The sequence below is a fragment of the Caulobacter sp. SRI_008 genome (genome assembly GCF_057586355.1).
On record NZ_JBYCZS010000032.1, the window covers coordinates 44,089 to 60,194 of the forward strand.

The following is a 16,106-nucleotide window of genomic DNA, read 5'->3' on the forward strand; positions in this document are numbered from 1 at the left end:
GGCTCATGCAGGGGTGTGACGATCCGTAGCCGGGCGCGACGGTGGCGGCGCGCTCGTCATTGGCGCTAGGTGTCGCCCTCTTTGTGGAGAACAGCCCGGGCGCCCTCCATCGTCTCTCCATCAAGCCGCGTCATAAGGCGCCGTGAAAGGCCTGGGGCATGAGCCATCGCATTCTGATCGTCGAGGACGAGATCGAGATCGCCGACCTTCTGGCCGCCTATGTGGAGCGCGCCGGCTACGCGGCCTCGCGAGCGACGACCGTGCAGGACGCGATCCGCGACCACGCCCAGCTCAGGCCAGACCTGGTGTTGCTCGATGTCGGACTGCCGGGCGGCGACGGCCTCGACGTCCTGACCTCGATCCGCCGGCGCTTCGACACCCCGGTGATCGTCGTCAGCGCCTTCGGCGACGAGGTGACCAAGCTGTCGTCGCTGCGGATCGGCGCCGACGACTATGTGGTCAAGCCGTTCAACCCGTCGGAGGTGGTCGAGCGCATCCGGGCGGTCCTGAGGCGTACGCAGGGCGGCGCAGGACGCCGCCACATCAGCGTCGGCGATCTGGTCATCGACCTCGATGCGCGCATCGTCACCTGCCGCGCCAAGACCGGCGAAGGGGTGCGCCTGGCCCTGACGCCGACCGAATTCGAGGTTCTGGCCTATCTGGCCCGCCAGCCGCGCAGGGCCATCTCGCGGGCCGAAATTCTCGACGCCGCGGCCCCCGACAGCCCGGCCTTCGACCGCGTGGTCGACAGCCATCTTTCCAAGCTGCGGCGAAAGCTCACCGCGGCCGGCTGCCCCGGGATGATCGAACCGGTTCGGGGCGTGGGATACCGACTATGGTCAGAATGACCCATCGCATCGTCTCCCAGCTGCTGCTGCTGGCGGGACTGACGACCCTGATCACCATGGCGGTGGGCCTCTTCGCCTATCACGCCTCCGCCGTCTGGCTGCTGCACGACGCGACGCGGCGCATGCCCCCCGAAGCCTGGGCGGAGATCCAGGCGCTGGTGAACGGCCGCCAGGGCGACAGCGAGCGGTTCTTCGACCTCTACGCCCGGTACAATCCCGAGCGGCAGGCGCTGAACAATTTCCGGTTCGTCGCGATCATCGCCCTCATCTCGGCGAGCGCGGGCGGCGCCGCGGCGGTCTGGCTGGCCCGGCGGATCAGCCGCCCGATCACGGCGGTGGCCAGGGCGGCCGCCCAGGTGTCCGCTGGCGACCGCTCGGTGCGGGTCGACAAGGGCTCGAGCACGGGCGAGGTCGGCGTCCTGATCGACAGCTTCAACCAGATGGCCGCGCAGATCGACGTCTATGAACGCGAGCGGACAGTGCTGACCGCCGGCATCGCCCACGAGCTGCGCACCCCGCTGACCATACTGACGGGCCGCCTGCACGCCCTGGCCGACGGGGTGATCGATCCGGCCGCCGGCGAGGCCGACCGGCTGCTGCGCCAGGTCGAACACCTGTCGCGGCTGGTGGAGGACCTGCACACTCTGTCGCTCGCCGACGCCGGCGCCCTGAGGCTGGACCAGCGCAAGGTTCACGTCGACGACGTACTGCGCCAGGTCGTGGCCGATCTGCGCGACGTCGCCGATCAGGCCAGGATCACCTTGGAAGCCAACTACGTCGCCGCCGAAATGCTCGGCGATCCCCTGCGCCTGACCCAGATCTTCACCAACCTGCTGACCAACGCCATCAAGCACGGTCCGGCCGGCAGCACGGTGACGATCTATCTGGTCGTCAAGGACCGGCAGGTCATCGTCACGGTGATCGACGAGGGCGACGGCTTTCCGCCGGAGGAACAGGAAAAGCTGTTCATTCCCTTCTGGCGCGGCGGCGCCGACCGGCGCCTGGGTCGTCCGGGAAGCGGCATGGGCCTGACCCTGGCCGCCAAGCTGGCCGAGGCCCACGGCGGCAGGATCGTGGCCCGCAATCGCAGCGATCGCTCCGGAGCGCGGTTCTCGGCCTACCTGCCGCTACCGAACGACGACGCCTAGCCTGACCCCAAGCCTTCCCTACGCCTCCGCCACGCCCTGCGGCCCCGCCGCCCGGCCTCTCCCCCGTCCCGGCCTGACCGGCGGCAGTTCGTAGTCCAGCCGAACCACGCCCATGGCCAGGGCGGCCGTTCCTCGCAGCACCAGCCCCCGCGGCGCGCCGGTGCGTTCGGGAAAGAGGCGCAGGCCCTCGCCCAGCAGCACCGGCGCGATCAGCAGCGACAGGCGGTCCAGCGCGCCCTCCTCGGCGAAGGCGGCCAGCAGGCCCGCGCCGCCCACCACCCACGCGTCGCCGTCGTCGAGGTCGCGCAGGCGCTCGATCAGGTCGGGCACCCCCTCGCGCCAGAACTTCACCCCGCGCTGCACCGGATCTCCCCGCCGCGAGGTGACGACGAAGCCGCGCTTGCCGGCATAGGGCCAGCCCGTGCCAAGGCTCGGGATCAGGTCGTAGGTGCGCCGACCCATCACCACGGTGCCGACGTCGTCGATGAAGGCGCCGTAGCCGGGATCCACCTTGCGGAACGGCGCCAGCCACTGCACCCCGCCGTCCGCGTCGGCCACGCAACCGTCGAGGCTGGCGGCGATGAAACCGCGGATCAGCGCCATGCCCCTTCCCCCTCGTCCCGCCTCTTCGCGTCTCGGTCGAGTCCACAATACGGAACATTACAGGAACATCAAGCATCGTTAACCGATTTCGGATTCGCGATTAACCGTCGGCTAACCATGACCGTTCATTCCCGGGTAACCACGGGACTCCATGATTCCCTTGGGTGTTTTTCAGGGAAGCGGACATGTCCTTCGGGCCGGAAACCATCATCCAGGGCGACTGCATCGAGGCGATGAACGCCCTGCCCGAGAAGTCGGTCGACCTGATCTTCGCCGATCCGCCCTACAACCTGCAGCTCGGCGGCGACCTGCTGCGTCCAGACAATTCCAAGGTCGATGCGGTCGACGACCACTGGGACCAGTTCGAAAGCTTCGCCGCCTACGACAAGTTCACCCGCGAGTGGCTGAAGGCCGCCCGCCGCGTCCTCAAGGACGACGGCGCGATCTGGGTGATCGGCAGCTACCACAACATCTTCCGCGTCGGCGTGGCCGTGCAGGACCTGGGCTTCTGGATCCTCAACGACGTCATCTGGCGCAAGACCAACCCTATGCCCAACTTCAAGGGCACCCGCTTCGCCAACGCCCACGAGACCCTGATCTGGGCCTCCAAGAGCCAGAACGCCAAGCGCTACACCTTCAATTACGACGCCCTGAAGATGGCCAATGACGAAGTGCAGATGCGCTCGGACTGGACCATCCCGCTGTGCACCGGCGAGGAGCGCATCAAGGGCGCCGACGGCAACAAGGCCCACCCGACCCAGAAGCCGGAAGCCCTGCTCTACCGGGTGATCCTGTCGACCACCAAGCCGGGCGACGTGATCCTGGATCCGTTCTTCGGCGTCGGCACCACCGGCGCGGCCGCCAAGCGCCTGGGCCGCAAGTTCATCGGCATCGAGCGCGAGGCCGAATATGTCGGCCACGCCAAGGAGCGGATCGCCAAGGTCATCCCGATCGCTCCGCAGGACCTGGAAGTGATGGGCAGCAAGCGGTCCGAGCCGCGCGTGCCGTTCGGCACCATCGTCGAGGCCGGCCTGCTGCATCCGGGCGACACCCTCTATTGCTCGAAGGGCAACCACGTCGCCAAGGTCCGTCCGGACGGCTCGATCGCGGTCGGCGACCTGTCGGGCTCGATCCACAAGATCGGCGCCATGGTGCAGTCGGCCCCGGCCTGCAACGGCTGGACCTACTGGCACTTCAAGACCGACGCGGGCCTGGCCCCCATCGACGTCCTGCGCGCCCAGGTGCGCGCCAGCATGCCCCACGCCTGACCGGATCCGGCGTGAAAGAAGGCCCCATCGGCGTTCGCCGCTACTGGACGATCGGCTGCCTGGCCATCGGACTGACGGTGCTATGCGGCCCGGCCGTGCCCGACAAGGGACCGGTCAGCCTGGTCGGCCCGCTGATCGAGGCGGTCGGCTGCGCCATACTGGTGCTCATCGCCCGCCGCCGGCTGGGTCCGAAGGCCAACCTCGCCTTCATCGGCCCCGTGGTCGGCGCGGCGGTCCTCTGGAGCGTCTATCTCTGGGTCGGAAGCGCGGGCGTCGGCCCCGCGGCCAAGGCGACCACCTGGCTCGGCGTCACCCTGCTGGGCGTGGCCATGGGCGCGGTGCTGCAGTTCCTGATCGTCGGCTTCATCGGCCAGGGTGGCCGCACCAAGGCTTGAACCCGTGGACGAAGCGCTGCCCGATATTCCCTTTCCGCCTTCGCTGATGGAGATCGAAGTGATCTCCGATCGCGGCCTGCGGCTGGTCGTCGAGGCCGCGGAGGGCGAGACCTTCGAACTCAGCTGGGAGGTCACGGTTGGCGTTCTGGTGCGGGGCGACCCGTTTCCCACCGGCGGCCCAAGCACCCAGACGCTGGTCGAAGAACCACCCGACAGCCCGTTCCTGACCTTCATCCGCGCCGGCAGCCATGCCGATCCCTATTACGTCGCCGCCATGCAGGGCTTTCCGCCCGATCCGCCGAACGTGCTGCGACACTGGGCGCTTTGCACCCACGAGGCGCTGATCGAGGTGGCCTCTCTCTATCCACCGACGGTGAAGCGGCTGGCCTGAAGCCAAGCCGCGACGCGCCTTGAATCCCGGCGTCGCCAGATCCCCGCCCGCCCAGATCTCGGCCGCGCTTGACTCCCTCCCCCGCCTCGCTCATTGACCGCCTTGACCCTCGCGGGAGACGTCGGGATTCGCTCCCGAGGCCGAAGGCGCAACCGCCCCGGAAACGCTCAGGCAAAAGGACCGCGCGGGTTTAGGAACGCTGGAAAGTGGCAGCTTGCGAGAGCTGCCCGCCGAAGGAGCAAGGGCCTGTTTCAGGTCCGGAATCTCTCAGGTCAAAGGGACAGCGGGGGCGCTATCGCCAGGCGAAAGCCGGGCTTGCAGCGCCGTCCCCGTTTGGAGCCCTCCGCGTGTCCACCGAAGACCTCAAGAAGACCCCGCTCTACGACGCGCACGTCGCCGCCGGCGCGCGCATGGTTCCGTTCGCGGGCTACCACATGCCGGTGCAGTACAAGGACGGCGTGCTCAAGGAGCACCTCTGGACCCGCGAGCACGCGGGCCTGTTCGACGTCTCGCACATGGGCCAGGCCCGGCTGCGCGGCGAAAACCCCGCCAAGAGCTTCGAGAAAGTGGTCTCGGCCGACTACCAGGGCCTGAAGGCCGGCAAGCAGCGCTACGGCGTGCTGTTGAACGCCGACGGCGGGATCATCGACGACCTGATGACCGCCCGTCCCGACGACGATGGTCTGTTCGTCGTGGTCAACGGCGCCTGCAAGGACAACGACTACGCGATCATCGCCCGCGAGCTGGCCGGCGAAGCCACCGTCACGCGCCTGGAAGACCGCGCCCTGCTGGCCCTGCAAGGCCCCGAGGCCGCCGCCGTGCTGGCCGCCCACGTGCCGGAAGCCGCGCAGATGGTGTTCATGGACGCCCGCGCACTCACCGCGTTTGGCGTCGACGCCATCATCTCCCGCTCGGGCTACACCGGCGAGGACGGCTACGAGATCTCGGTGCCCGCCGACGCCGCCGAGCGCGTCTGGAACACCCTGCTGGCCGACGAGCGCGTCAAGCCGATCGGCCTGGGCGCCCGCGACAGCCTGCGCCTGGAAGCGGGCCTGCCGCTCTACGGCCACGACCTGGACGAGACCGTCTCGCCGATCGAGGCCGGCCTGAACTTCGCCGTCGGCAAGAGCCGCCGCGAGGCCGGCGACTTCCTGGGCGCGGCGCGCATCACCAAGGAACTGGCCGGCGAGCTGTCGCGCGTCCGCGTAAACCTCAAGGTGCTGGAAGGCGCCCCGGCCCGCGAAGGCGCCGAGATCGCCGACGCCGACGGCGCTGTGATCGGCAAGGTCACCAGCGGCGGCTTCGGCCCCAGCTTCGGCGGCGCCATCGCCATCGGTTTCGTGCCCCCGGCCTACGCCGTGCTCGGGTCGCAGTTGAAAGTCATCGTCCGGGGCAAGCCGGCGGCCGCCGAGGTCGTCGCCTCCCCGTTCGTTCCCACCCGCTACGTGCGCAAACTTTAAATCCAGAGGGCCAGGACAATGCGCTTCACCAAAGATCACGAATGGGTCGCCGTCGAAGGCGACATCGCCACCGTCGGCATCACCGCCTACGCCGCCGAGCAGCTGGGCGACGTGGTGTTCGTCGAAGTTCCGGAAGTCGGCAAGACGGTCGCCCAGGGCGAAGGCCTGGCCGTCGTCGAGAGCGTCAAGGCCGCCTCCGACGTCTACGCCCCGGTGTCGGGCGAAGTCGTGGAAGCCAACGCCGAGCTGGGCGATGCGCCGGAAACCGTCAACGCCGTGCCGGAAAGCGGCGGCTGGTTCGCCAAGCTGAAGCTCTCCAACCCGGCCGAGGTCGACGCCCTGATGGACCGCGACGCCTACGAGGCGTTCCTGGCGACGCTCTGACCCAGAACCCCTCCCCCTTGATGGGGGAGGGGCAGGGGTGGGGGTGACCCCACCGCCGCTACCACCCCATCCCCGGCCCTTCCCCCATCAAGGGGGAAGGGAGTTCGCTGCGGAAGCTTTTCATGCGCTACCTCCCCCTGACCCCCGAAGACCGCGCCGACATGCTCGGCGTGATCGGCGCGGGCTCGATCGACGAGCTGTTCGTCGACGTGCCGGCCGTCGCCCGCCGCAGCGAGCCTGTGGACCTGCCCCATCACGCCGGCGAACTGGAAGTCGAGCGCGAGATGCTCCGGCTGTCGCGCCGCAACCGCTCGGCCGCCGAGGGGCCGTTCTTCGTCGGGGCCGGGGCCTATCGCCACCACGTGCCGGCCACGGTCGACCACATCATCCAGCGGTCGGAATTCCTGACCAGCTACACGCCCTACCAGCCAGAAATCGCCCAGGGCACGCTGCAGGTGCTGTTCGAGTTCCAGAGCCAGGTCGCCGCCCTGACCGGCATGGAAGTGGCCAACGCCTCGCTCTATGACGGCTCCACCGCCACGGCCGAGGCCGTGATGATGGCCCAGCGCGTCACCCGCAAGACCAAGGCCGTGCTGTCGGGCGGCGTCCACCCGCACTATGTCGGCGCGGTCGAGACCCTGGCCCACGCCGCCGGCGTGACCACCCTGCGCCTGCCGGCCGCCATCGACGCCGAGGACGCGGTGATCGCCGCCATCGACGCCGACACGGCCTGCGTCGTCGTCCAGACCCCCAACGTCTTCGGCACGGCCACCGACGTGACCAAGATCGCCGAGGCCGCCCACGCAGCCGGCGCCCTGCTGATCGTGGTCACCACCGAGGCCGTCTCGTATGGCCTGCTGAAGTCGCCGGGCGCCATGGGCGCCGATATCGCCGTGGCCGAGGGCCAGTCGATCGGCAACGGCCTGAACTTCGGCGGCCCCTATGTCGGCCTCTTCGCCTGCAAGGAAAAGTTCGTCCGCCAGGCCCCCGGCCGCCTCTGCGGCGAGACCGTGGACGCCGACGGCAAGCGCGGTTTCGTGCTGACCCTGTCGACCCGCGAGCAGCACATCCGCCGCGACAAGGCCACGTCGAACATCTGCACCAACAGCGGCCTGTGCGCCCTGGCCTTCTCGATCCACATGAGCCTGCTGGGCGAGCAGGGCCTGCGCCAGCTGGCCTCGCTGAACCACCAGAAGGCGCTGGCCACGGCCAAGGCCCTGGCGGCCATCCCCGGCGTCGAGATCCTGACGCCGCGGTTCTTCAACGAGTTCGCCGTGCGCCTGCCCAAGGACGCCGCCGAGGTCGTCGAGACCCTGGCCGCCCACGGCGTCATCGCCGGCGTGCCCTATTCGCGCCTGGAGCCGGGCTCGGGCCTGGACGACGTGCTGCTGGTCGCGACCACCGAGACCACGCTCGACACCGACATCACCTTCTTCGCCAAGCTGCTGGCCGGAGCCGTCCAATGAGCATGAACAATGTCGGACGTCCCACCCGTCCCGAAGCTTCCAATGACGACGCCGGCTTCGCCTCCCTGTCGGGCGGCCGTGGCCTGCTGCAGGACGAGCCGCTGATCTTCGAACTGGGCGGCTGGACCAAGACCGGCGTCGACCTGCCGGACGCCGTCGCCGCCGACAGCGCCCTGGCCGGCCTGACCCGCGACGACGCCATCGGCCTGCCGGGCCTGAGCGAGCCGGAAGCCGTGCGCCACTACGTGCGCCTGTCCCAGAAGAACCACGCCATCGACCTGGCGCTCTATCCGCTGGGCTCGTGCACGATGAAGCACAACCCGCGCCTCAACGAGAAGATGGCGCGCCTGCCGGGCCTGTCGGACATCCACCCGCTGCAGCCGCAGTCGACGGTGCAGGGCGCCATCGAGCTGATGGACAACCTGGCCCACTGGCTGAAGACCCTGACGGGCATGCCCGCCGTCGCCCTTTCGCCTAAGGCCGGCGCCCACGGCGAGCTGTGCGGCCTGCTGGCCATCCGCGCCGCCCACGAGGCGGCCGGCAACGGCCACCGCAAGACCGTGCTGGCCCCGACCAGCGCTCACGGCACCAACCCGGCCACGGCGGCCTTCTGCGGCTATACGGTCGTCGAGATCGCCCAGACCGACGACGGCCGTGTCGACCTCGCCGACCTGGAAGCCAAGCTCGGCGACCACGTGGCGGCGATCATGGTCACCAACCCCAACACCTGCGGCCTGTTCGAGCGGGACGTGGTGGAGATCGCCCGCCTGACCCACGCGGCGGGCGCGTACTTCTACTGCGACGGCGCCAATTTCAACGCCATCGTCGGCCGGGTGCGCCCGGGCGACCTGGGCGTCGACGCCATGCACATCAACCTGCACAAGACCTTCTCGACGCCCCACGGCGGCGGCGGTCCGGGCGCGGGTCCGGTGGTGCTGAGCGAGGCCCTGGCGCCCTTCGCCCCCACTCCGTGGGTGGTGCATGACGACGGCGGCTACAAGCTGATCGAGGAAGCCGAGGGCGTCGCCGCCCAGGCCTTTGGCCGGATGAGCGCCTTCCACGGCCAGATGGGCATGTACGTGCGCGCCTACGCCTACATGCTCAGCCACGGCGCCGACGGCCTGCGCCAGGTTGCCGAGGACGCGGTGCTGAACGCCAACTACATCAAGGCCCGCCTCAAGGACCTGATGAGCCCGGCCTTCCCCGAAGGCCCGTGCATGCACGAGGCGCTGTTCGACGACGCCTGGCTGGAAGGCACCGGCGTCACCACGCTCGATTTCGCCAAGGCGATGATCGACGAGGGCTTCCACCCGATGACCATGTACTTCCCGCTGGTGGTGCATGGCGCGATGCTGATCGAGCCGACCGAGACCGAGTCGAAGGCCGAACTCGACCGCTTCATCGAAGCCCTCCGTCTGCTCGCGGAATCGGCCAAGGCCGGCGAGGTCGCGCGGTTCAAGAACGCCCCGCACCTGGCCCCGCTGAAGCGTCTGGACGAGACCCTGGCGGCGCGAAAGCCGAAGTTGAAGTGGAAACCTGTTGCCCCCGCGCCACTCGCAGCGGAATAGGCGCAACACAGGCACGAAAGCGGAACGGGGCGCCTTTACGGAAGGGCGCCCCGTTTCCATATGCACCGTGTGGGAAGAGGGGGCCGGCGCTTTGTCGGAAACCGGCGGACCACATACCCCGTTCAGCCCCCCATGAACTTCGCCATCGCCATGACGCCCGTGCGCCTCTCCGCCGCCGACGAACTCGCCCGCGAGCTTCTCGGCCGGATTATTCGCGGCCTGCTGGTGGCTTTGGGCCTGGTGTTCATCGCCGCGGGCTTTCTGATCGCGCCCCTGCCCGGCCCCATGGGCGTGCCGCTGACGGTCATCGGCCTGATGCTGGTGCTGCGTAACTCGTTCAAGGCCCGCAAGCAGTTCGTGCGCTTCCAGCACGCCCACCCCAAGCTGGTCTTCCCGCTGCGCCGCCTGCTGCGTCGCGAGCCGGAAGTCGTGCTGGTGGCCTGGCAGCAGGTGCTGCGCATCGAGAAGCTGGTCGTGCCGCGCCGCTGGCGGGTGGCCAAGCGCTGGCGCAAGTCCTTCAAGCGCCGGGGCCAGGTCAACCCGCGCGGCCAGTGAGCCCCCGCGACCCAAGGGTCGTCCGTCGCCTGTCGAGCCTGCGCCGCAGGCGACTGGCCTTCGTCCTTCGCGAGACCCTGGCCCGCGTCGCGCGGCTGCTGCTGATCGCCCTGGGCTGCCTGATCCTACTGGCCGGGGCGATCCTCACGCCCCTGCCCGGCCACGTCGGCCTGCCGCTGCTGGTCATCGGGCTGATGGTGGTGCTGCGCAACTCGTTCCAGGCCCGCCGCCGCTTCATCCGCTGGCAGAAGCGCCACCCCAAGCTGATCTTCCCGATCCGGAGGCTGATGCGCCGCGAGCCGGAGATCCTGCTGGTAGCCTGGCAGCAGCTGCTGCGGAGCGAGAAGGTGTTCCTGCGCCGGCCGGCCTGGCGGGTGCTGAAGCGGGGGCGCAAGGCTGTGCGGAAGTGGCTGAGGAAGCGAGCGGCCTAGTCAGAACCCTCTCTCTTAGAGAGAGGGAGGGGCCCGCCGCCGCAGGCGGTGGGAGGGTGAGAGGTTTCACCGTTGGCCGGCGAACCTCGATCCCTGCATCGCTCGTTCTTCGAGGGGCTTATCCGCCCCCTGGGGTGATCTCCGCTCCGCCCGTACCTTGTCCGGACAGACTGTAACCTCTCACCCTCCCACGCTCCGCGTGGGCCCCTCCCTCTCTCGATGAGAGAGGGATCCAGAACGAAAAAGGCGCGGCCCTTGCGAGCCGCGCCTTCGATCTTTCAGCCGTCCAAAGAGGACTACTGCAGCTTGCTGCCGATCTGGCCGATGGCCGCGTCGAGCAGAGGGTCGGCGCCGGTTCCGACGCGGGCCAGAAGCACCGCCTCGGCCGCCTGGGCGGCGAGATCGACGGCCGCGGCCTTGACGTCCGCGGCGGCCTGGGCCTCCGCCTGGGCGATCTTGCGCTCGGCCATTTGGGCGCGGCGCGTGATCTGCTCCTCGAGCTTTTCCTTGGCCTCGGCCGCCAGACGGACCGCGTCCGCCTTGGCCGCCTCGAGCATGGCCGAAGCCTGGCGCTCGGCTTCCTCGCGCTGGGCCTTGACCTCGGCGAGCAGGGCTTGCGCCTCCTCGCGGAGCTTCTGGGCTTCGTCGAGTTCGGCCTGGATCTTGGCGGCGTAGCCGTCAAGCGCGCCGAACAGGGCGCCCGGCAGGACCTTCAGAACGACCAGCAGGCCGAAGAAGATCACCAGGGCGACCAGCACCCAGAACTCCGGGTTGGAGAAGCTGAACAGGGATTCGTGTTCCATGGTCCGCTACTCCTTAGGCCAGAGCCGTCTTGAGCTCGGCGGCCGAAGCCGCCTTGCCCGTCAGCTTCTCGACGATCGCGCCGGCCGTCTCCTCGGCCACCGTGCGGACGTGGCTCATGGCCTCGTCGCGGGCGGCCTGGATCGAGGCTTCCGCCGCGGCCAGCTTTTCGGCCAGCACGGCTTCTTCCTTGGCCTGGCGCTCGGCGGCTTGCGCCGAAGCCTGGGCCTTGGCGTCAGCCGCGGTCTTCTGGGCCTTGGCGCGAGCCTCGGCCACCTCGGCGGCGGCCGCGCGGGCCTGCACCTCGGCTTCGTCCTTCAGACGACGGGCGTCGGCGATGTCGCCGGCGATCTTGGCGCCGCGCTCGTCGATCGCGCCGCTGACGCGGGGCAGCAGGCCCTTCGACAGCACGATGTAGAGAACGGCGAAGATGAGCAGCAGCCAGACGATCTGACCGCCCCAGTGCTGGAACTGGAGCTGCGGAAGACCGCCGCTTTCGTGTCCGGGGGCTTCAGTCGTCGCGACCGTGCCGTGATTTTCCGTCGCCATGGGCGAGGGCGCCTCTCAGCTAGCGCCTGCGGCCCGAAACGGGCGAGCAGGCTCGGTTCTTAAAGATCAAAGCGCGGCGAAGGCCGGGAACCGACCGTCGCCGCGCTCAGAGGATTACGAGAAGAGGATCAGGAAGGCGATGACCAGGGCGAAGATGCCCAGGGCTTCCGTCAGCGCCATGCCGAGGAACAGCATCGGACGCTCTTGAGCGGCGGCGGTCGGGTTACGCAGCGCGCCTTGGAAATAGTTGCCGAACATGACGCCCAGGCCGATGCCCGCGCCGATCATGCCGAGCATGGCCAGGCCAGCGCCGATGTACTTAGCGGCTTCCGCTTCCATTGTGAGGCTCCTTGAGAATTCAGAGATAGGTTGAAGAGAAAAGGGTGATCAGTGGCTGTCGAGGTGCACGACGTCGTTGATATAGACGCAGGCAAGCACCGCGAACACGAAGGCCTGCAGGAAGGCCACCATGAACTCTAGGGCCGTCAGGGCGACGACGGAGGAAAGGGCCAGCAGCGAACCGGCCCAGCCGATCGCGCCGAGACCGCCCAGGGCGATCACGAAACCGGCGAAGATCTTCAGCACTACGTGGCCGCCCAGCATGTTGCCGAAAAGACGAAGACCCAGGGTGATCGGACGGATCAGGAACGACAGGATCTCGATCGGCACCAGCAGGAAGTACAGCGGCCACGGCACGCCCGACGGGGCGAACAGCTTGAAGAACTTCAGGCCGTTCTTGGCGAAGCCGACGGCGACCACGGTCAGGATGACCATCAGGCCCAGGGTCAGGGTCACGGCCAGCTGCGAGGTGGCGGTGAACACCAGGAACATGCCCTGCAGGTTCATGAACAGCACGAACGCGAACAGGGTGAAGATGAAGGGCAGGAACTTCTTGCCGTCGTGGCCGATGATCGACTCCGCCAGGCCGTCGACAAGTCCATAGAGCATCTCGCCCACGGTCTGCAGGCGGCCCGGAACCACGGCGCGGCGGGCGGCGACGGCGTAGAACGCCACGACCAGGGTCGCGGCCAGCAGCATCGCGGCCACCGAATTGGTGATCGACAGATCGATCGGAAGACCGAAGACGTTCACGGTGGGCAGTTCCACGACCTTCTGGATCTGGAACTGGTGCATCGGATCGGCCATCGGCCCTAGTCTCTCTTCTGTTTGGGGGCGGTGGACCCGCCTCCCGTGTGTACATCCTCGGCCTGGGCCTTGGACGCCTGCGCGCTCAGTTTCGTCGCCTTGCGGACGACGGAGAATATCGCGAGACCGGTTCCGACCAGCAGACCGCCGATCATTCCCCAGGGCCCCGTACCGACGTAGTGGTCGAGCAGCCAGCCGAAGCCCAGCCCCACCAGAACGCCCCCGATCAAATCCGCCAGGAGGCGATAGCCGTCCTGGGAAGCCTTCTCGTCCGCCGCCTTGGCGGGCTTTTCCGCCGCCTTCCGCGCCTCGAAAGCGTCGAGCCGAGCGTCCAGGCTCTTGAAAGCCTCGTCGTTCGGTTCGTCGGCCTTGGGCATGGGAAGCGGTCAGGTCCGAAAGCGCCCGCAGACGCGCCTGAAGAAGGCGCTTTTTCGGCCGGCTTGATCGCGGCGGAACCTATAGGGCGCGCTGCGGTGCGTCAAGATTGTGGAGAAACTGCACAAGACACTGTTTTGACGGGGGAATTTCCGCAGGGTCAGCCAATCCGCGGAATCTGGGTCTCCGGGACGGCCCCGCCGCTGGCGATACCCCCGGCGCGCGACGATCCGTCCGACGAAGAGCGTGGCGGCTCCAATTGCTTTTTTCGCCGTTTTGGGGTTTAGGAGGCGCGCCTCTCCAACAGCACGAAGATTCATGTCCTACCTGAAGAACACCGGATTCGCCGATCGCATCACCGCCCAGCAGGAAGCCAAGAAGGCTATGCTGGCCAAGTTCAAGCCGAAGGCCACCGTTCAGGATCCTGATTTCGACAAGCGCGATGAACAACGCGCCGCCGAGCTGGAAGCCGTTCGCGTCGCCCGCGCCGAAGCCAAGGAAATCGCCCGCCTCGAAGCCCTGGCCCGCCAGGAAGAGATCGCGGCCGTCAAGCGCGCCGAGCGTAAGGAACGCAAGGCTGTCGAAGCCGCCGAGCAACGCGTCCGCAAGGAAGAAAAGGCCGCGGCCCGCGAAGAACTGAAGGCCCTGGGCCGCAACAGCAAGGCCTCGCGCGCCCACCAGTGGGCCCACCTGATCGGCTGATCCGAACGATGGGGAGACGTGCTATCGGCCGCCTCCCCTTCCTTCACCCGCCGCCTGCCGCCGCCCGGCTCCCGGGCGGCTTTTCGCGTTTGTAGGGATCGCCATGGAACATCTGAGCGTCCAGCTGCTCGTCATCCTGTTCGGCGTGGCCTTCGTGGCCGGAACCCTGGACGCCATCGCCGGCGGCGGCGGCCTGATCACCCTGCCGGCCCTGCTGCTTTCCGGCCTGCCGCCGATCGCGGCGCTGGGCACCAGCAAGCTGCAGAGCACCTTCGGCTCGGTCTCGGCCACCCGGGCCTTCGCCAAGCGCGACCTAATCGACTGGAAGACCGCCTGGCCGATCGCCCTGGCGGCGGGCCTGGCGGGCCTTGCCGGCGCGCTGTGCGCCAGCCTTCTTTCGCCGCGCGTCCTGGCGGCGCTCGTGCCTGTATTGCTGATCGTCATCGCCGTCTATTTCGGCCTGTCCAAGGCCCTGAAGGCCGAGGACGGCCCGGCCCGCCTGGCCCTGCCGGTGTTCGCCGGCTTCATCGCGCCGATCGTCGGCTTCTATGACGGCATCTTCGGCCCGGGCGCGGGGGCCTTCTACATGGTCGCCATCGTCACCCTGCTCGGCTACGGCGTGCTGAAGGCCACCGCCCACACCAAGCTGGCCAACGCCGCCAGCAATGTGGGAGCGCTGGCGCTGTTCATCCTCAAGGGCGCGGTGATCTGGCCGATCGGCCTGGCCATGGCCGTCGGCGCCTTTCTCGGCGCCCAGCTGGGCTCGCGCCTAGCGGTGCGCTTCGGGGCGCGGCTGATCAGGCCGCTGCTGGTGACGATCTCCTGCGCCATGGCCGTGAAGCTGCTGGCCGATCCGAGCAACCCGCTGCGGCATGCGGTGGCCGCCCTCTTCTGATCCCTCTCCCCTTGCGGGAGAGGGTGGCCGAAAGGCCGGAGGAGAGGGAAAGCTCCCCTCCCCGTAAAATCCCCGCGAAAGCGGGGACCCAGGTGTTTTATCGTCGAGCGCCTGGGGCTTCAGAAAAAGCCTGGGTCCCCGCTTTCGCGGGGATTTTACGGATTGGGATCGCTTTCGGGGGCTTCCGCCCTACTGCGCCGCGACCAGCTCCTCGGCGGTGCTCAGGTCCACGCTGACCAGCTGGCTGACCCCGCGCTCGGACATGGTCACCCCGAACAGGCGGTCCATCCGGCTCATGGTCACCGGATTGTGGGTGATGGCGATGAAGCGCGTAAGCGTCCGGCGGCGCATCTCGTCGAGCATATTGCAGTAGCGATCGACATTGGCGTCATCGAGCGGCGCGTCGACTTCGTCCAGCACGCAGATCGGGGCCGGGTTGGCCAGGAAGACGCCGAAGATCAGGGCGCTGGCCGTCAGGGCCTGCTCGCCGCCGCTCATCAGGCTCATGCTGGCCAGGCGCTTGCCGGGCGGGCAGGCGAAGATCTCCAGCCCGGCTTCCAGGGGGTCGTCGCTCTCGATCAGCCGCAGCTCGGCCTGGCCGCCGCCGAACAGGGCCTGGAAGAGGGTCTGGAAGTGGCCGTTGATCACGTCGAAGGCCGCCAAGAGACGTTCCCGCCCCTCGGCGTTCAGCTCCTCGATGCCGTCGCGCAGCTTGGCCACCGCGCCCGACAGGTCGGCCCGCTCGATGCGCATGGTCTCCAGGCGGCCGGCGTATTCCTGGGCCTCTTCCTCGGCCCGCAGGTTCACCGCCCCGATGGCGTCCCGCTCGCGCTCCAGGGCGAACAGGTGGGCCTCGACGCCGGCGGCGTCCTTCGGCACGGCCACGGCCTCGCCGGCCAGATGCCGGCCCAGGGCCTCGGGCTCCATGCGGGCGCTCTCGCGGATGTTCGAGGCGATCTCGGCGAAGCGTTCGCGGGCCCCGTCCAGGCGAGCAACCAGGGCGGCGCGGCGCTCGCGGGCCTCGCCTGCGGCCTGGTCGGCGGCGCGAGCGGCGCGGTCGGCGGCGATGCGGGCGACGGCGTCATGCAGGTCGTAGAGATCCTTGCCGGTGCGGTCCTCGA

General features: G+C 68.6%; 19 protein-coding genes, 1 pseudogene and 1 riboswitch. Of the genes and pseudogenes, 13 read left to right on the top strand and 7 right to left on the bottom strand.

The genetic code is table 11. The features are described 5' to 3' along the window. Positions 1-158: 158 nt before the first annotated feature. Both AC2YHT_RS22915 and AC2YHT_RS22920 read left to right on the top strand, forming a co-directional pair. A complete protein-coding gene (locus AC2YHT_RS22915; protein ID WP_487292156.1) occupies positions 159-848 on the top strand; it encodes a response regulator in 690 nt (229 codons plus the stop codon). Then, positions 836-1,996, top strand: a complete 1,161-nt coding sequence (locus AC2YHT_RS22920) for a sensor histidine kinase (protein ID WP_487292157.1) — start codon at positions 836-838, stop codon at positions 1,994-1,996. The genes AC2YHT_RS22915 and AC2YHT_RS22920 overlap by 13 nt, the downstream gene beginning before the upstream one ends. A gap of 18 nt (positions 1,997-2,014) precedes the next feature. On the opposite strand, the gene AC2YHT_RS22925 is transcribed toward AC2YHT_RS22920, so the two are convergent. Next, positions 2,015-2,599: a dihydrofolate reductase family protein gene (locus tag AC2YHT_RS22925; RefSeq protein WP_487292158.1), complete on the bottom strand. Its 585-nt coding sequence runs from the start codon at positions 2,597-2,599 to the stop codon at positions 2,015-2,017. A 185-nt stretch (positions 2,600-2,784) separates the two neighbouring features. On the opposite strand from AC2YHT_RS22925, the gene AC2YHT_RS22930 reads away from it, so the two are divergent. The 9 genes from AC2YHT_RS22930 (at position 2,785) to AC2YHT_RS22970 (ending at position 10,517) form a co-directional block, all read left to right on the top strand. Next, entirely contained in the window at positions 2,785-3,867 is a 1,083-nt protein-coding gene (locus tag AC2YHT_RS22930) for a DNA methyltransferase (protein ID WP_487292159.1), read from the top strand. A gap of 11 nt (positions 3,868-3,878) precedes the next feature. Further along, positions 3,879-4,262, top strand: a complete 384-nt coding sequence (locus tag AC2YHT_RS22935) for a hypothetical protein (protein WP_487292160.1) — start codon at positions 3,879-3,881, stop codon at positions 4,260-4,262. 4 nt (positions 4,263-4,266) lie between these two features. Then, a complete protein-coding gene (locus AC2YHT_RS22940; RefSeq protein WP_487292161.1) occupies positions 4,267-4,653 on the top strand; it encodes a hypothetical protein in 387 nt (128 codons plus the stop codon). A 102-nt stretch (positions 4,654-4,755) separates the two neighbouring features. Continuing rightward, a riboswitch (glycine riboswitch) is annotated at positions 4,756-4,846 on the top strand. A 154-nt stretch (positions 4,847-5,000) separates the two neighbouring features. Next, entirely contained in the window at positions 5,001-6,113 is a 1,113-nt protein-coding gene (gene gcvT / locus AC2YHT_RS22945; RefSeq protein ID WP_487292162.1) for a glycine cleavage system aminomethyltransferase GcvT, read from the top strand. A gap of 18 nt (positions 6,114-6,131) precedes the next feature. Then, positions 6,132-6,497: a glycine cleavage system protein GcvH gene (gene gcvH / locus AC2YHT_RS22950; RefSeq protein WP_487292163.1), complete on the top strand. Its 366-nt coding sequence runs from the start codon at positions 6,132-6,134 to the stop codon at positions 6,495-6,497. 122 nt (positions 6,498-6,619) lie between these two features. Beyond that, the gene (gene gcvPA, locus AC2YHT_RS22955; protein WP_487292164.1) at positions 6,620-7,963 is read left to right on the top strand and encodes an aminomethyl-transferring glycine dehydrogenase subunit GcvPA; all 1,344 of its coding nucleotides are present in this window, start codon (positions 6,620-6,622) and stop codon (positions 7,961-7,963) included. Next, entirely contained in the window at positions 7,960-9,531 is a 1,572-nt protein-coding gene (gene gcvPB / locus AC2YHT_RS22960; protein ID WP_487292165.1) for an aminomethyl-transferring glycine dehydrogenase subunit GcvPB, read from the top strand. Before gcvPA ends, gcvPB begins: the two co-directional genes overlap by 4 nt. Before the next feature lie 132 nt (positions 9,532-9,663). Then, positions 9,664-10,086: a hypothetical protein gene (locus AC2YHT_RS22965; protein ID WP_110120041.1), complete on the top strand. Its 423-nt coding sequence runs from the start codon at positions 9,664-9,666 to the stop codon at positions 10,084-10,086. Beyond that, the gene (locus tag AC2YHT_RS22970; RefSeq protein WP_487292166.1) at positions 10,083-10,517 is read left to right on the top strand and encodes a hypothetical protein; all 435 of its coding nucleotides are present in this window, start codon (positions 10,083-10,085) and stop codon (positions 10,515-10,517) included. Before AC2YHT_RS22965 ends, AC2YHT_RS22970 begins: the two co-directional genes overlap by 4 nt. Before the next feature lie 296 nt (positions 10,518-10,813). Here AC2YHT_RS22970 and AC2YHT_RS22975 read toward each other — a convergent pair whose 3' ends face one another. The 5 genes from AC2YHT_RS22975 to AC2YHT_RS22995 form a co-directional block, all read right to left on the bottom strand. Then, entirely contained in the window at positions 10,814-11,320 is a 507-nt protein-coding gene (locus AC2YHT_RS22975) for a F0F1 ATP synthase subunit B (protein ID WP_110120042.1), read from the bottom strand. A 13-nt stretch (positions 11,321-11,333) separates the two neighbouring features. Further along, positions 11,334-11,867 carry a F0F1 ATP synthase subunit B family protein gene (locus AC2YHT_RS22980; RefSeq protein ID WP_110120043.1) on the bottom strand — a complete coding sequence of 178 codons (534 nt, stop codon included), beginning with the start codon at positions 11,865-11,867 and terminating at the stop codon, positions 11,334-11,336. A gap of 114 nt (positions 11,868-11,981) precedes the next feature. Continuing rightward, positions 11,982-12,206 carry a F0F1 ATP synthase subunit C gene (locus AC2YHT_RS22985; protein WP_108505567.1) on the bottom strand — a complete coding sequence of 75 codons (225 nt, stop codon included), beginning with the start codon at positions 12,204-12,206 and terminating at the stop codon, positions 11,982-11,984. A gap of 48 nt (positions 12,207-12,254) precedes the next feature. After that, positions 12,255-13,013: a F0F1 ATP synthase subunit A gene (locus AC2YHT_RS22990; RefSeq protein WP_110120044.1), complete on the bottom strand. Its 759-nt coding sequence runs from the start codon at positions 13,011-13,013 to the stop codon at positions 12,255-12,257. A gap of 5 nt (positions 13,014-13,018) precedes the next feature. After that, positions 13,019-13,390: an AtpZ/AtpI family protein gene (locus AC2YHT_RS22995; RefSeq protein WP_487292167.1), complete on the bottom strand. Its 372-nt coding sequence runs from the start codon at positions 13,388-13,390 to the stop codon at positions 13,019-13,021. A 316-nt stretch (positions 13,391-13,706) separates the two neighbouring features. On the opposite strand from AC2YHT_RS22995, the gene AC2YHT_RS23000 reads away from it, so the two are divergent. Together AC2YHT_RS23000 and AC2YHT_RS23005 are read left to right on the top strand one after the other, a co-directional pair. Then, positions 13,707-14,090 (top strand): DUF6481 family protein, encoded by a 384-nt coding sequence (locus AC2YHT_RS23000; RefSeq protein ID WP_487292168.1) that lies wholly within the window; start codon positions 13,707-13,709, stop codon positions 14,088-14,090. 103 nt (positions 14,091-14,193) lie between these two features. Beyond that, on the top strand, positions 14,194-14,985 hold the full coding sequence (locus tag AC2YHT_RS23005) for a TSUP family transporter (protein WP_487292169.1): 792 nt from the start codon (positions 14,194-14,196) through the stop codon (positions 14,983-14,985). A gap of 189 nt (positions 14,986-15,174) precedes the next feature. Here the strand turns inward: AC2YHT_RS23005 and AC2YHT_RS23010 are convergent. After that, positions 15,175-16,106, bottom strand: a pseudogene (locus AC2YHT_RS23010) (chromosome segregation protein SMC); the annotation flags it as partial.